The following is a 14,137-nucleotide window of genomic DNA, read 5'->3' as shown; positions in this document are numbered from 1 at the left end:
CACGCCCCCGGACTACTCGGCGGAACCGCTGCCGACCGCGAGCTGCTGCGCCCCGCCACCGGTGGTGACGTCGATCTTCCGGGGCTTCGCGGACTCCTTGACCGGGATCGTGACGCTCAGTACGCCGTTGTCGTAGGCGGCACTGATGCGCGCGGTGTCGAGGTGGTCACCGAGCGTCAGCTGCCGGACGAACGTGCCCGGCTGGCGCTCACGGGTGAGCCACTGCGAGCCCTCCGGGGCACCGAGCGTGCGCTCCGCGCGGATGGTGAGCACCGAGCCGTCGACGTCGACGTCGACCGAACCCGGGTCGATGCCCGGCAGGTCGACGTCGAGGACGTAGTGGTCGCCGGTCCGGTACAGGTCCATCGGCATCGAGCGGGGAGCACCGGCGCCGGCACCGAGCAGGGAGCCGGCGAGTCGGTCGAGCTCGCGGAACGGGTCGAACTGCATCGTCATCGAGATCAACTCCTTCGTCCTTGTTGAGTCCCTTCGACTCAACTGCAGAACGTTCTAGCACTCTCGCCTCAGGAGTGCCAAGAGAGCGCTCGGAGTCCGCTGAGAAGGTCGGCTGGTGACGCTCAGCGGTCGCCGCGGTGCGTGATCTCGTGGTGCAGGTGCTCGAGGGCAGGCAGCGCGGCGCTGAGTGCTGCGCGGTCCTCGGGCGGGAGTCGGTCGAGCGCCTCGACGAGCACGGCGGTCGACGCCTCGTCGTAGGCGGCGAGCCGTTCCTCGGCCAGGGGGGTCAGGCGGAGCTCGGTCCGGCGTCCGTCACCCGCTGCCAGTCGTCGCTCGACGAGCCCGGCGGTCTCCATCGCCGACACGAGGTTGCTCACCGTCGAGCGAGCGAGTCCGAGCCGACCGGCGAGGGCCGAGGGCGTGGTCGTGGTCCCCGTCAGGGCCCGCATCACCTCGACCTGGGCGTCGGGCAGGTCCGGCAGGTCGGCGACCTCGCGCGACGTCCGGAGGAGGGCGCGCCGGAACGGGCCGATGCGGTCGCTCAGCCTGCGCGCGACCTGCGTCGTGCCGCCCGGTCCGTCCGTACCCTGCACACACGGCAACCTAGCAGCGAGGTTTGTTTGCAACAAAACCAGTTCGGGAGCAAACTCGACGCATGACCACGCAGACCTCCGTCGAGCACCCCGAACCGCCCCAGGACCTCACCGGCATCGTCGGCCACCGGTTCGTCTACACGTACGCCAACGGCTGGCAGTACGAGATGTACGTCAAGAACGCGACGACCATCGACTACCGCATCCACACCGGCCACGTCGGCGGTCGCTGGGTGAAGGACCAGACCGTCGACCTCGTCGCCCTCGCCCCCGGCGTCTACAAGGTGTCCTGGAACGAGCCGACCGGCACCAGCGTCGTCGTCAACGTCGTTCCGGAGCAGCGCGTCCTGCACGGCACGATCTTCTTCCCGCGCTGGATCGAGCTCGACGGGCAGAAGACCGTGCTGTTCCAGAACGACCACCTGGACGACATGCAGCGCTTCCGCGACGAGGGTCCGACCTACCCGATCTACGTCGTGCCGGAGTTCGCGCACATCACGCTGTTCGAGCACGTCGGCGCGGACGACGAGACCGTGATCGACACCGCTCCCGGTGACCTGCCGGCCGGCTGGGCGGACCGGACGAACTGATGTCCGTCGTGCCGCTGCGGGGCGCCGATCCCCGCACCACCCCGACCACGCTCGACCACCACGGTCGGACGGTCCGCGGATGGCAGTGGGAGCCGCAGGACGGTGCGGCCGCGGATGCGCCCGTCGTGCTGCTCGTGCACGGCTTCAGCGACAGTGCGCTCGGCGGGCACCAGCTCTTCGTGCAGACCGCACGACACCTGGTCGCCCGAGGCGCGGTCGTCCGCAGTCACGACCGACTCGGACAGGGCGCCAGTGACGGGGAGTTCGCGGACATCACCATCCGTGACGAGGTGGAGCAGGTCGTCACGATGATCCGCGCCGCCGACCGTGGGCAGGGCGTGCACGTCGTCGCGCACAGTCTGGGGGCCGTCGAGTCGGCGCTCGCCGCGGCGCAGGAGCCCTCGCTCGTCCGGACGCTCACGCTGTGGTCACCCGCCGGCGTCGTCGTGGACGACATCACGGAGCACGACGTGATCCAGGGGCAGCCGCTCGCCCCGGTGCGCGAGCACGGATGGTTCGACTTCGGCGGGATGCCCCTCGGTGGCGCGTTCATCGCCGACGTGCAGGACGACCTCGACGTGTACGGGCCGGTGTCGGGCTACGGCGGACCGGCCGACGTGGTGCACGGCAGCGAGGACGCGATCGTGCCGGTGTCGTACGGTCGCCGGTACGCCGACCTCCTGCCGGGTGCGCGACTCACGGTCGTCGACGGTGCGGACCACGGCTGGTCCTCGGTGCCCTTCCGCGAGCGGCTCCTGGCGCTGCTGGACGAGCGGCTCGGCCTGCGCTGACGCCACCGTCCCGCACGACGCAACGTCGGCGGCAACTCGCAGCGGTACAGCGCTGCGAGCGACCGCCGACGTTGCGTTCCGCGACCCGGGCCGGGCCGGGCCGGGCGGACGGAGCCGGTCCGGGGTCAGCTCACCTGACCGGAACGGGCTCCCGACCACAGGTCGACGTCGAGCACGCCGACCGAGTGCTCGTCGATGCGGCGCAGCTCGTCGTCCGTGAAGGACAGGTTGCCGAGCGCCGCGACGTTCTGCTCGAGCTGCTCGACGCGCGACGCCCCGATGACGAGCGAGGTCACCCGCTCGTCGCGCAGTGCCCACGCGAGTGCGAGCTGCGCGAGGCTCTGCCCGCGGTCGGACGCGATGTCGTTCAACGCCCGCAGGTGTCCGACGACCTCGTCCGTCAGGGACCCGGCGTCGAGGGACTTCCCGGCGGCGGCGCGCGAGTCCTCCGGCACGCCGTCGAGGTACCGCCCGGTGAGCAGGCCCTGCGCGAGCGCGGTGAAGCCGATCACACCGAAGCCCAGGTCGCCCGCGGCGTCGAGCAGGCCCTCGTCCTCGATCCAGCGGTTGAGCATCGAGTACGAGGGCTGGTGGATGAGGAGCGGCGTGCCCAGGTCGCGGAGGATCTCGGCGGCCTGTCGGGAGCGCTCGGCGTCGTAGGACGAGATCCCGACGTAGAGCGCCTTGCCCTGCTGGACCGCGGTGTGGAGTGCGCCCATGGTCTCCTCGAGCGGGGTCGAGGCGTCGAGGCGGTGCGAGTAGAAGACGTCGACGTAGTCCAGGCCCATCCGCTCGAGCGACTGGTCGAGCGAGGCGAGCACGTACTTCCGCGAGCCGCCGCCCTGCCCGTACGGCCCGGGCCACATGTCCCAGCCCGCCTTCGTCGAGATCACCATCTCGTCGCGGTAGGGACGGAAGTCCTCCCGCATGAGCCGGCCGAAGTTCACCTCGGCGGCGCCGTAGGGCGGGCCGTAGTTGTTCGCGAGGTCGTGGTGCGTGATGCCGAGGTCGAACGCCCGGCGGCTGATCGCCCGCTGCGTCTCGAAGGGCTTGTCGTCGCCGAAGTTGTGCCAGTAGCCCAGCGAGAGCAGTGGCAGGTCGAGGCCGGAGCGGCCGGTCCGGCGGTAGGGCATGGAGTCGTAGCGGTCGTCCGCGGCGATGTAGGACATGGGACCCATCCTGGCCCCGCCCGGTCGAGTGCCGCGCGAACCGTACAGAACGCGAAAGGTTCGTTGCACTGATCGTTCGCGTCGTGAAACAGTTCACTCGTCCGACCAGGACGGCAACGACGCAGGAAGGCGGGATCAGTCATGCACAGCACGTACTCCGGGATGCCGCGCACCACACGGATGTCCGCGACCCACACACGGGTCGGCCTGACCGACCCCGCCGTGATCGACGCCTGGGTGTCCCGGCGCATCCAGGACCCGTCGCTCCTGTCGACGCGCAGCGAACCGTCGTACGCTGACTTCTTCACGGCGCCCACCGCGTAGCCACCCGCTCCGACCGGATCCGCCCGACAGAGAGACCCCACCAGCCGATGCCCCTGACCGTCGTCCGCCGTGAGCACGTCCACCTCTACGCCAGGGAGCCGCGGTCGAAGGCCGCGAAGGTCGCCGTCGACGCGCTCCTGCGTCTGCAGCACGTCGAGGAGCAGCAGCTGGAGCAGGCCCGCACCGAGAGCGGCCTGACGAAGAACGAGTTCCTGACGGTGCGGTACATGCTGCAGGCGCACCGGGACGGTCGGGCGATGGGCCCGAAGGACCTCGCCGTCATGCTCAACGTCTCGAACGCGTCGGTCACGAAGATCGTCGACGGGCTCGCGGCGAAGGGCGACATCGTCCGCGTCCCGCACCCCACCGACCGACGGGCGCAGGTGCTCGAGCCGACGGTGCAGGCCGCCGAGAAGATCGACTCGTCGTACGCCCGGTTCCACGAGGCCGTGGTCGGCGTGATGGACCACCTGTCGAGCGAGGACAACGAGGTGCTCGCGCGCTGCCTGTCGCAGATCACCGACGCCCTCGCCGTCGGGACCCCGACACCCGTCGACGAGTACACGGTCGACCCCGACGGCGCTGCGGAGCCGAACGACTCCTAGCGGCGACCGCAGGGTGGCGCGAAAACCTTCCAGCGGTAAGTTGGGGGGATGACGCACGAGGTCGACGACGACGGCGCGACCCCGCCCCGACGCGGCGGGTACCGCAAGGGCGCCGAACGCCGTGCGCAGATCCTCGACGAGATGATCCGCATGGTCGCGGCGCAGGGCGTCGACGCGTCGTCGCTCCGCTCGGTCGCCGACGCGCTCGGGATCACCCACGCGGCGCTCCGGCACTACTTCCCGAGCCGCGACGAACTGCTGCTCGCCGTCTACCGCGAGCACGAGGTGCGTGAGCAGGACGCCCCGGACCGCCTGCGGTCCGCGATCGGCGACATGCGCGAGAGCGCGTCGCGGAACCGCGCGGTCCCCGGGCTCGTGCAGCTCTACACGACGCTCGCGGCCGACGCCGTGCAGGAGGGGCACCCCGCCACGCGCGACTTCATGCGCGAGCGCTTCACCCGGCTCCGCGCCGACCTCGCCGAGCTGATCGCCGCGGACCAGGCCGCCGGACGGATCCGGGCCGACCTGGACCCGGTCGACCTCGCCAGCCTCGGCATCGCCGCGTCCGACGGCCTGCAGGTGCAGTGGCTGCTCGACCCGGAGGCGGTCGACGGTGAGCGGGTGCTCCGCCTGCTCGAGTCGATCATCCCCGCAACCGAGGACTGACGCCGGTCCCGGCGACGCGACCACGGCTCCGTCTCGACGCGTGGCGGACGGGAGGCGCGGCGCGGTGCCGCCACGAGCCTCCCGTCCGCCGCCCGGTCGCGACTACGGCGTCGACGCGCCGTTCGCGATGTTCGCGGTGACCGCGTCGATGTACGCGGCGCGCTCCGCACGCGTCTGGGGGCGACCCGGCACACCGGGCCGTTCCTCCCACGGGCGCGGGCCGGACTCGTGCCGGTACGCGACGCCGAGCGCGTCGAGCCGGGTGAGGTGGTGCGTCAACCGCTGCCGGAACTCCTCGACGTCGCGAGGGCGGGCGACGTCCGCCGACCAGAGCGCCTCGGACAGGGCGACCACGCGCGGGAACAGCTGGTAGTCGAGTCGGCCGACGGTGTCGACGTGCTCGGTCCACATGTTCGCCTGCCCACCGATGACGTGTGCCCGCTCCGCCTCGGTGAGCTCCGCGGGCACCGGGTCGAAGGCGTACACGTCGTCGACGGTGAGCACGATCGACACCGGGATCGGCTCGTTCGGCAGGTCGCTCTGCCGGTAGTCGAGGTAGACCTGGTCGTCCGGTGTCGAGATGACGTCGTGCCCACGCCGTGCGGCGGTGATCGCACCCTGCAACCCGCGCCACGAGACGACGGTCGCCGACGGGGACAGCGTGCCGCCCTCGAGGATCTCGTCCCACCCGAACGCCCGGCGTCCGTGCGACTCGAGGTGCGCCGCGAGCTGCCCGACGATCCAGGCCTGCAGCTGCTCCTCGTCCGCGAGGCCGAGCTCCCGGATGCGCTCCTGGGTGCGGGGATCGTCCTCCCACTGGTCCTTCGGGCACTCGTCGCCGCCGAGGCCGATGTACTCGGAGGGGAAGAGCGCGACGACCTCGTCGAGCACGTCCGTGAAGAACCGCACCGTGCTGTCCTCGGCGTTCATCACGTCGTGCGCGATGCCCCACTCGGTCCACACGTCGAGCTGCCGCTCCGGGTGCACGCCGAGCTCCGGGTACGCGGCCAGCGCGGCGCGGACGTGTCCGGGGGTCTCGATCTCCGGCACGACCGTGACGAACCGGTCGGCCGCGTAGGCCACGATCTCGCGGATGTCGTCCTGGGTGTAGGAGCCGCCGTGCGGGCGTCCGTCCTTCCCCGCGACCCGGAGGGTGCCGTCCGCGTCCGGCACGTGTGCGCCGACCTGCGACTCGGTGCGCCACGACCCGACCTCGGTGAGCCGCGGGTACTTCGTGATCTCGATGCGCCAGCCCTGGTCCTCGGTCAGGTGGAAGTGCAGGCGGTTGAGCCGGTGCACGGCGAGCTGGTCGACGAGGCGCAGGACCTCGGCCTTCGTGCGGAAGTGCCGGGCGACGTCGAGCATCACGCCGCGCCAGGCGAAGGCCGGGGCGTCCTCGACGACCGTCACCGGGAGCGTCCACCCCTCGGTCCGCACCTGGCCGCGGCGGAACACGTCGGCGGGGAGCAGCTGGAGGAGTGCCTGGACGCCGTAGAAGACGCCGGCGGGGCCACCGCCGGTGACGACGACGCCCTCGGTGGTGACCTCCAGCCGGAAGGCCTCCGAGCGGTCACCGCCGGGGCCCTCCGGCAGGTCACTCGGATCGGCGGCGATCCGGAGGGCGACCAGGGGGACGTCGGTCGCGCCGGCGGCGCCGAACAGGGGGAGACGGGTGGAGGCGCGCAGGACCTGCTGCAGGTACTGCGCGACCGGCTCGGCCGCGGGGTCGGCGGTGACGCGGGTCCGCTCGTCGAGGGTGAACGAGCCGGCGCCGTCGACGCGGGAGCGGGGGCGGGGGATGAGCATGCGGTGCTGTCCTTCCGGGGTGGTCGGGGACGGATCGGGATGGTCAGAGGCGGAACGGGTTCGTGCGGGTGACGGCGAGCAGGTACCAGGCCGTCGCACCGGTGTGCAGGCTCGAGTGGTAGAGGTCGCCGAACCCGGTGTCGAGTCCGTCGGACGACGCCGAGACGATGCCCTTCCCGTCGCCGTTCGCCTGCGTGCGCTGCGCGAGCTGGACGCTGTCGAGGACAGAGGCGGACCGGGTGCGGTCCGTTCGCGTGCCCCGCGCCTCCAGGGCGAGCGCCAGCTGACCGGACCCCTCGAACCAGACCTTGCTGACGTCCGTGTCCGAGAAGGACGGGCCGGTGTACGGACCGTCGTGGGCGATGAGGTGGTCGAGCACCCAGGTGACCGATGCGGAGTACCGGCGATCGAGCGTGGCGAGGTACGCCCAGACCTGCACGTCCTCGGGGATCGGCGTGCGGTTGATCGTCGTGCCGTCCGGGTCGGTGCCGGTCCAGAGGTGCCCGTCGGTCCGGTCCTGCATCGCGCGGACGAAGGTCTCCGCCAGGGTCGCTCGTCGGGACCAGGTGCGGTCGCCGGTGAGCCGGGCGAGCTGGGTGAAGAACGCCGTCACGTCGATGTTGTGCTCGGTCGACTTGTAGGTGATCGGCTGGTCGTCGGCGTTCCGTCCGCCCGTGTACCCGGCGGGCTGCCGTACGTCGTCGCGGGCGTTCGTCTCGATCCAGGCGCCGAGCCGGAGCGCCCCGTCGAGGAACCGACGTTCCCGGGTGACCACGAACAGGCGGCAGAACGCCATGCCGACCCACGACTGGTTCCCCGTGTAGGCGGCGGGGGAACCGATGTCGATCGGACGCGGGGGCGTCGCGACGGGGAAGGTGTCGGGTTGGTACGAGGCCCGGGTCCGACCGTCGCCGATCGGGTCCGCAGCCTGCAGCGCCAGCAGGGTGTCCCCGAGCACCGTGGCCCGCTGGACGTCGCGGTGCCGGCCCCGGCCGAGCCAGGCCAGCACCATGAGGGCATCGTCGTAGGCGAACGACGACACGAACTCGGTGGGCAGCGACGCGAAGTACCCACCGAAGTAGCTGCGGGGGAGGCGGAGCTCCGTGCCGGAGCCGTACTCGTCCATGCGGAGGTCGAGGTACTCGTAGGCGAGGTCGCGGGAACGGCCGCGCGACACCGGACCGGCCGGGGGTCGAGCACCCCCGCGCGGTACGGCCGGCGGCGTCGCGGCGGCGATGCCCGGGGCGCCGAGCGTGACCGCGGCGGACGCGACGGTCGCCGCGGCGCCGAGCACGATCCCTCGGCGCGTCAGCGTGCCGCTCGCTCGGGGGCTGTCGTGGTCGGAGGGACGGGATCTTCCGGTCATGGCGTGCTCACTTCCGCTGCGTCGGGACGCGATCGGTGGGTTCGAGGCTTCGGTGGTGCGGGCGGCCGGTCGACCGCGGTCAGGCGGTCGAGACGGCTGGCTCGACCGCGGTCAGGCGGTCGAGACGGCCGGCGCGGGTGCGAGGAACGCGGCCCCGAGTGCGGCGAGCGGACGGTCGACGGGGGCGATGTGGACCCTGGACGACAGGTCGAGCGAGGCGGCGAAGGGGGACGTGCGCGCGGCGCCGTCGAAGCCGGCGCGCACGAGGGCGAGCAGGCGTTCGCCGAGGGTGGCGAGCCCACCGCCGACGACGACCGACTCGACGTCGGCCGTGACGACGAGGATGCGCACGGCCGATGCGAGGCCCGAGACGAAGCGGTCGCGGACGGCGACGGCAGCGGGATCACCCGCGTCGGCCGAGTCGAAGAGGGCCGTCGCTGCGGAGCTGCCGTGGCCCGGCCACGCGACTGCCAGGGCGGACCCCGATGCGAGGGTCTCGAGGCAGCCGCGCTGACCGCACACGCAGGGCTGCCCGTCCGGCACGACCGGGATGTGCCCGACCTCGCCGGCGTTGCCCCGTGCTCCGCGCCACAGGCGCCGGTCGACGACGAGTCCGGCGGCGAGTCCCGTCCCGATGTTCAGGTACGCGTGCGGCCCGTCGAGCTGCATCGCCTGCGCGGCACCGAGCGCGGCGACGTTCACGTCGTTCTCGACCTGGACCGCCGCGCCCGTCGCAGCGGCCACCAGCGGACCGAGTGCGACCTCCGAGAGCCCGAGGTTGACAGCGTGTCGCACCCAGCCGGTCTCGTGGTCGACCAGACCGGGGACACCGATGCCGATCGTGTCCGCGGTCGAGCGCGTCCGGACCTCGAGCGATCGGACGACGGCGAGCGTCTCGGACACCACCGCGTCGGGCCCGAAGCCGGTCGGGACCCGGACCCGATCGACCACGTCGCCCGCCGGTGAGACGGCGACGGCGTCGATCTTCGTCCCGCCGATGTCGAGGCCGATCCTCATGGTGCTCCCGTCCTGGGGGTGCGCGGCCTCGTCAGCGAGGACGCGGCGTCAAGGCTGCGCATGCGGGTTAGTAAACACGCCTAACTCGACGCTGGCAAGAGCGTGTCGAGCAGTGTTTCCGCGAGATCACGGGGCTGTTACGGCTCTAGATCGGTGCTTGACATCGGATTAGGAACGGTCCTTTACTAAGGCAACCACTCGGAGGGAGGAACCCCATTGGCGAACGACACGGATGCTCCGGCACCCTTCGCGGCGCAGGTACGGCGTCAACGGAGCAAGGCCCTGCCGCAGCACAGCCGGGCGCTCAACCGCTCCCTGATCCTGCAGACGCTCTTCACCGACGGCGCGATGAGCCGAGCGGACCTCTCCCGGCACTCGGGGCTCACCCGGCCGACCGTCTCCGGTCTGGTCGCCGAACTCGAGGCCGATGCCCTCGTCACCGAACTCGGGCCCCGCGAGGACCTGCGCGTCGGGAAGCCCGCGACCCTGATCAACCTGAACGTCGACGCCTTCCACATCGTCGTCGTGGACCTCTCCGTCCCCGACCACTTCGTCGGGGCGGTCACGAACCTGCGTGGCGACGTCGTCGACAGCGCGAAGATCGAGGTCGACGGTGCCGTCGGGGACCAGGCCCTCAACCGCATCATCCGACTCGTCGAGCGCCTGGCGGCGACGACGTCGTGTCGCCTGCTCGGGATCGCCGTCGGGTGCCCCGGCGTCATCGACGAGACGGGCACGGTCCTCGACTCGGTCGCACTCGGGGGCGGCTTGCCCCTGCAGCGGCAGCTCGCCGAGCACTTCCGGCTCCCGGTGCACGTCCTCAACGACGCGAACGTCGCGGCGCTCGGCGTCCACGCCTTCGAGGTCGACCCGACCCGGGACGTGCTCGTCGTCGCGCTCGAGCACGGCGTGGGGACGGGGATGGTGCTCGGCGGACGACTCGTGCTCGGTGAGCGCTACGCGGCAGGTGAGATCGGCCACCTGACGATCGACGAGGACGGCGAGCCGTGCCCCTGCGGGCGCCGTGGGTGCCTCGAGGTGATCATCGGGGCCGACCACCTGGCTCGGCGGCTCGACGCTGCCCCCGTCGCCGACCGTGCCGGCCTCCTCCGGTCTGCGGGGGACACCCTCGGCCGGGTGCTCGCTCCGATCGTCAGTGCTGTGAACATCACCGAGATCGTCGTCACCGGGCCCGCCGACCTCGTCGAGGGTCCCCTCGTGCAAGCCGTGCACGACACCGTCTCGGCCCGCACGCTCGCGAGCGTGGGTGACGACCTCGCCGTGACGGCCACGTCCACCAACAGCGACCTGATCCTCCGGGGCGGGGCAGCGTTCCTGCTCGCCGCGGAGCTCGGGGTCAGCTGATCCGACACAGCAGAACGACCACCAAGGAGAAGCAATGCGTACGAAGAAGTTCGCGGCAGCAGCTGCCGTGGCCCTGACCGTCGCCCTCGGGGTGACCGCGTGCTCCAGCGCCGGCAACACCGGTGCTGGTGGCAGCGGTGGCACCAAGGAGATCGGGGACGTCAAGGGGGACGGCAAGACGCTGACCGTGTGGGCGATGACCGGGGACTACTCCGACAAGACCATCGCCGCGATCAACGACCAGTTCGAGAAGGAGACCGGCGCGAAGGTCAAGGTGCAGATCCAGCAGTGGGACGGCATCACGACCAAGGTCTCGACCGCGCTGGCCACGAACACGCCGCCGGACGTCCTCGACCTCGGCAACACGCAGGTCGCGAGCTACGCAGCGAACGGCGCGTTGCTGGACCTCACCCCGTACGAGTCGGACCTGGCACAGGGGCAGACCTGGCTCGACGGCCTGTCCGACCCGGCCACGGTGGAGGGCTCGCTCTACGGCGTCCCCGGTTTCGCCGGCGCCCGATCGGTCATCTACAACAAGCAGATGTGGAAGGACGCCGGCATCACGGAGGTCCCGACCACCTACGAGGAACTGACGGCCGACCTCGACAAGGTCAAGGCAGCGAACACCGCGAAGGACTTCTCCGCCTTCTACATGCCCGGTCAGTACTGGTACGCCGGGATGCAGTTCGTCTGGGACGCGGGCGGTGACATCGCGACCGAGGACGGCGGGACGTGGAAGGCCGGGTTCGGCGACGCGAAGGCGCAGCAGGGCCTCGAGGACTTCCGGGCGTTCGCGAACGCGTACTCGACGAAGGCCTCGGCCACCCTCAACACCGACAGCCCGGACATGAACCAGGTCTTCGCGGACGGCAAGACATCGGCCATCCTCAGCACCAGCGGCACGCTCGGCCTCATCGAGCAGGCGAACCCGGAGATGACGGCGGACACGATGGGCACCTTCCCGTTCCCGGGGAAGTCCGGGAAGACACAGCCGGTCATGCTCGGTGGATCGGACTGGGGCATCGCAGCGAAGTCCGGCAACACCGACCTGGCGCTCAAGTGGGTCGAGATCGCGTCGAGCCCGGACGTCCAGAGCAAGTACGTCTACGGCGACAACGGCTGGATCCCGAACAGCACCGAGGGCATCAAGGCCGCCGACTCCAGCCTGAGCGAGATCAACAAGGCCTTCTTCACCGCGGCGTTGAACTCGAAGGCGACCCCGGCCAACGCCCGGTGGGCCGACCTCGAGGGTGACCAGAGCATCAACACCCTGTTCTCGAGCATCGTCTCCGGTTCGAAGACGCCGGAGGAAGCCGCGGCGACCTTCGACAAGGCCGCCGACGACGTCCTGAACAAGCAGTAGGACGACCCACCAGGACGGTGCGGGTGCCGTCGTCACGCGACGGCTCCCGCACCGCCCGCCCCGACCGGAAAGGCCAGACGTGACCGTCTCAGCCACCCGCCCGAGCACGGAGCGCCGCAGCCGCCCCGACCGCTCGCCCGGGGATCGTCCCGGCGGCGCTCCGCAGCGCCGGGCAACCCGCTCGTTCGCCCCCCTCTGGCTCCTGACCCCAGCAGGGCTCGTGCTCGTCTTCGTGACGGTCGCCCCCATCGTCTTCCTGGTCTTCACGTCGTTCACCGACTACGACCAGCGATCGCTCTTCACCGGTGCGTACGACGCCGTCGGGCTGGCGCAGTACGGGCAGATCCTCTCCGACCCGGCCTTCTGGGCATCGCTCGTCCGCACCGTGCTGTTCACGGCGGCGATGGTCCTCGGGAGCATCCTGATCGGCGCGGGCGTCTCGCACCTGATGACCCGGCTGGGCGTGGTGCTCCGCTACGCCGTCACGATCGTCCTGATCTGTGCGTGGGGCATGCCGAACGTGGCGTCCTCGCTCGTGTGGAACTGGCTCTTCCAGCCGGGCTACGGGGTCGTGAACTGGGCGCTCACGCAGCTCCGGGTCTTCGGTGACATGACCGACACCGACTGGGGCAACAGCGCCGGCCTGGCGTACACGTCCATCTGGATGCTCGTCGTCTGGCAGGCGGTGCCCTTCATCGCGCTCACCCTGTACGCCGCCGAGACGCAGATCCCGATCGAGGTGAAGGAGGCCGTCCGGCTCGACGGCGGCTCCGAGTGGACGGTGTACCGCGTCGTCACGATCGAGTACCTCCGACCGACCCTGCTCCTCGTCACGATGCTCTCGATCATCTGGGACTTCAACGTCTTCAACCAGATCTGGCTCGTCTCGCAGGGCGGTCCGGACGGTGCGACGTCCACCCTCGGTGTCTTCACCTACGTCACCGCATTCGTCGGGCACGACATCGGGACCGGCTCGGCGGTCGCCGTGATCGCGGCGCTGATCCTCATGGCGCTCAGTGCCCTCTACATCCGGAACCTCGTCCGATCGGGAGAAGAGCTGTGACCACCGCGATGCCGACGGGCGTCCCCGTCCGAGCCGACGTCCCCGCAGCCGTCCCCACCCCCGAGGGCGTCGCGGCGACGAGACGCATCCGCCGTCGCCGGCGCCCCGTGCGCTGGATCAGCAGCTCCATCGCGATCGTGTTCTGCGTCGTCTGGATCTTCCCGGTCTACTGGATGATCAACACGGCCTTCAAGCCCCGCTCCGAGGCCCTGACCAGCACCCCGCTCTTCGCTCCGGCTCACCCCACGCTCGACAACTTCGTGACGGCCTTCACCCGAGCGGACTTCCTGGTCTACCTGGGCAACTCGACCATCGTCGTGGCAGGGGCCGTCGTGCTCTCGCTGGCCCTGGGCATCCTGGCGTCGGCGGCACTCTCGCGGTTCCGGTTCCGTGGCCGTCGCACGATCCTCGTCGCGATCCTGCTCGTCCAGATGCTGCCGGGGACCGCACTGCTCATCCCACAGTTCCTCATCTTCAACCAGGTCGGCCTCACCGGTACCTACGCGGGGCTGATCCTGGCCTACGTGGCTGCGGTGCTGCCGTTCTCGATCTGGGTCATGCGCGGCTTCTTCCTCGCGATCCCGATGGAGGTCGAGGAGGCAGCGCGCATCGACGGTGCCAGTACGTGGCAGGTCCTGACGAAGGTGCTCTTCCCCCTGGTGATGCCGGGCATGATCGCGACGAGCGTCTTCGCGTTCATCGCCGCGTGGAACGACTACATCGTCGCGTACACGTTCATGCAGGACCAGGCGCACTACACGCTGCCCGTGTGGCTCGCGTCGTTCACCACCCAGACGACCGGCACCGACTTCACCGGTCAGATGGCCGCGTCCGTGCTGTTCTCGCTGCCGGTCGTGGTGTTCTTCATGATCATCCAGCGCAACCTGGTCTCGGGGATGTCGGCGGGAGCGGTGAAGGGCTGACTCGACGGACGGGAGGCACGGTGCGGGCCCGCACCGTGCC

15 protein-coding genes are annotated in these 14,137 nt (G+C 70.7%); 9 read left to right on the top strand and 6 right to left on the bottom strand.

The window, feature by feature from the left end; all coding sequences use genetic code 11:
* Positions 1–12 precede the first annotated feature (12 nt).
* Both JOD95_RS09280 and JOD95_RS09275 read right to left on the bottom strand, forming a co-directional pair.
* The gene (locus JOD95_RS09280; protein ID WP_111228184.1) at positions 13–456 is read right to left on the bottom strand and encodes an Hsp20/alpha crystallin family protein; all 444 of its coding nucleotides are present in this window, start codon (positions 454–456) and stop codon (positions 13–15) included.
* Positions 457–578: 122 nt separating this feature from the next.
* On the bottom strand, positions 579–1,049 hold the full coding sequence (locus JOD95_RS09275) for a MarR family winged helix-turn-helix transcriptional regulator (protein WP_209684728.1): 471 nt from the start codon (positions 1,047–1,049) through the stop codon (positions 579–581).
* A 62-nt stretch (positions 1,050–1,111) separates the two neighbouring features.
* On the opposite strand from JOD95_RS09275, the gene JOD95_RS09270 reads away from it, so the two are divergent.
* Positions 1,112–1,639 (top strand): phenolic acid decarboxylase, encoded by a 528-nt coding sequence (locus tag JOD95_RS09270; protein WP_209684726.1) that lies wholly within the window; start codon positions 1,112–1,114, stop codon positions 1,637–1,639.
* Entirely contained in the window at positions 1,639–2,430 is a 792-nt protein-coding gene (locus tag JOD95_RS09265; RefSeq protein WP_066651209.1) for an alpha/beta hydrolase, read from the top strand. The genes JOD95_RS09270 and JOD95_RS09265 overlap by 1 nt, the downstream gene beginning before the upstream one ends.
* A gap of 125 nt (positions 2,431–2,555) precedes the next feature.
* Here JOD95_RS09265 and mgrA read toward each other — a convergent pair whose 3' ends face one another.
* Complete coding sequence (gene mgrA / locus JOD95_RS09260) at positions 2,556–3,599, bottom strand: L-glyceraldehyde 3-phosphate reductase (RefSeq protein ID WP_066651210.1); 1,044 nt, start codon at positions 3,597–3,599, stop codon at positions 2,556–2,558.
* A gap of 141 nt (positions 3,600–3,740) precedes the next feature.
* On the opposite strand from mgrA, the gene JOD95_RS09255 reads away from it, so the two are divergent.
* From JOD95_RS09255 to JOD95_RS09245, 3 genes are read left to right on the top strand one after another with little or no spacing between them, the layout of a single operon-like run.
* Entirely contained in the window at positions 3,741–3,923 is a 183-nt protein-coding gene (locus JOD95_RS09255; RefSeq protein ID WP_066651213.1) for a hypothetical protein, read from the top strand.
* Positions 3,924–3,970: 47 nt separating this feature from the next.
* Positions 3,971–4,528: a MarR family winged helix-turn-helix transcriptional regulator gene (locus tag JOD95_RS09250; RefSeq protein WP_066651217.1), complete on the top strand. Its 558-nt coding sequence runs from the start codon at positions 3,971–3,973 to the stop codon at positions 4,526–4,528.
* A gap of 48 nt (positions 4,529–4,576) precedes the next feature.
* Positions 4,577–5,194: a TetR/AcrR family transcriptional regulator gene (locus tag JOD95_RS09245; protein ID WP_209684724.1), complete on the top strand. Its 618-nt coding sequence runs from the start codon at positions 4,577–4,579 to the stop codon at positions 5,192–5,194.
* Between the two features lie 102 nt (positions 5,195–5,296).
* Here JOD95_RS09245 and JOD95_RS09240 read toward each other — a convergent pair whose 3' ends face one another.
* The 3 genes from JOD95_RS09240 to JOD95_RS09230 form a co-directional block, all read right to left on the bottom strand.
* Positions 5,297–7,000: a beta-N-acetylhexosaminidase gene (locus JOD95_RS09240; protein WP_209684722.1), complete on the bottom strand. Its 1,704-nt coding sequence runs from the start codon at positions 6,998–7,000 to the stop codon at positions 5,297–5,299.
* 43 nt (positions 7,001–7,043) lie between these two features.
* A complete protein-coding gene (locus JOD95_RS09235) occupies positions 7,044–8,366 on the bottom strand; it encodes a hypothetical protein (protein ID WP_209684720.1) in 1,323 nt (440 codons plus the stop codon).
* A gap of 111 nt (positions 8,367–8,477) precedes the next feature.
* A complete protein-coding gene (locus JOD95_RS09230; RefSeq protein WP_209684718.1) occupies positions 8,478–9,383 on the bottom strand; it encodes an ROK family protein in 906 nt (301 codons plus the stop codon).
* A 216-nt stretch (positions 9,384–9,599) separates the two neighbouring features.
* On the opposite strand from JOD95_RS09230, the gene JOD95_RS09225 reads away from it, so the two are divergent.
* The 4 genes from JOD95_RS09225 (at position 9,600) to JOD95_RS09210 (ending at position 14,097) form a co-directional block, all read left to right on the top strand.
* Positions 9,600–10,748: an ROK family transcriptional regulator gene (locus JOD95_RS09225; protein WP_209684716.1), complete on the top strand. Its 1,149-nt coding sequence runs from the start codon at positions 9,600–9,602 to the stop codon at positions 10,746–10,748.
* A gap of 34 nt (positions 10,749–10,782) precedes the next feature.
* Positions 10,783–12,111 carry a sugar ABC transporter substrate-binding protein gene (locus JOD95_RS09220; RefSeq protein WP_066651228.1) on the top strand — a complete coding sequence of 443 codons (1,329 nt, stop codon included), beginning with the start codon at positions 10,783–10,785 and terminating at the stop codon, positions 12,109–12,111.
* Between the two features lie 79 nt (positions 12,112–12,190).
* Positions 12,191–13,174, top strand: a complete 984-nt coding sequence (locus JOD95_RS16940) for a carbohydrate ABC transporter permease (protein ID WP_066651231.1) — start codon at positions 12,191–12,193, stop codon at positions 13,172–13,174.
* Complete coding sequence (locus JOD95_RS09210) at positions 13,171–14,097, top strand: carbohydrate ABC transporter permease (RefSeq protein WP_209684714.1); 927 nt, start codon at positions 13,171–13,173, stop codon at positions 14,095–14,097. Before JOD95_RS16940 ends, JOD95_RS09210 begins: the two co-directional genes overlap by 4 nt.
* Positions 14,098–14,137: the final 40 nt, after the last annotated feature.

The organism is Curtobacterium sp. 1310 (assembly GCF_017834105.1).
GTDB lineage: Bacteria > Actinomycetota > Actinomycetes > Actinomycetales > Microbacteriaceae > Curtobacterium.
The sequence above is the reverse complement of the archived record's forward strand: the minus strand, read 5'-3'. Positions and strand labels throughout refer to the sequence as shown.

What these genes read in the sequence shown, in the direction of transcription:
- JOD95_RS09280 (WP_111228184.1), bottom strand. Translation starts at nt 456, where the DNA reads ATGACGATGCAGTTCGACCCGTTCCGCGAGCTCGACCGACTCGCCGGC.
- JOD95_RS09270 (WP_209684726.1), top strand. Translation starts at nt 1,112, where the DNA reads ATGACCACGCAGACCTCCGTCGAGCACCCCGAACCGCCCCAGGACCTC.
- JOD95_RS09265 (WP_066651209.1), top strand. Translation starts at nt 1,639, where the DNA reads ATGTCCGTCGTGCCGCTGCGGGGCGCCGATCCCCGCACCACCCCGACC.
- mgrA (WP_066651210.1), bottom strand. Translation starts at nt 3,599, where the DNA reads ATGTCCTACATCGCCGCGGACGACCGCTACGACTCCATGCCCTACCGC.
- JOD95_RS09255 (WP_066651213.1), top strand. Translation starts at nt 3,741, where the DNA reads ATGCACAGCACGTACTCCGGGATGCCGCGCACCACACGGATGTCCGCG.
- JOD95_RS09250 (WP_066651217.1), top strand. Translation starts at nt 3,971, where the DNA reads ATGCCCCTGACCGTCGTCCGCCGTGAGCACGTCCACCTCTACGCCAGG.
- JOD95_RS09245 (WP_209684724.1), top strand. Translation starts at nt 4,577, where the DNA reads ATGACGCACGAGGTCGACGACGACGGCGCGACCCCGCCCCGACGCGGC.
- JOD95_RS09240 (WP_209684722.1), bottom strand. Translation starts at nt 7,000, where the DNA reads ATGCTCATCCCCCGCCCCCGCTCCCGCGTCGACGGCGCCGGCTCGTTC.
- JOD95_RS09235 (WP_209684720.1), bottom strand. Translation starts at nt 8,366, where the DNA reads ATGACCGGAAGATCCCGTCCCTCCGACCACGACAGCCCCCGAGCGAGC.
- JOD95_RS09230 (WP_209684718.1), bottom strand. Translation starts at nt 9,383, where the DNA reads ATGAGGATCGGCCTCGACATCGGCGGGACGAAGATCGACGCCGTCGCC.
- JOD95_RS09220 (WP_066651228.1), top strand. Translation starts at nt 10,783, where the DNA reads ATGCGTACGAAGAAGTTCGCGGCAGCAGCTGCCGTGGCCCTGACCGTC.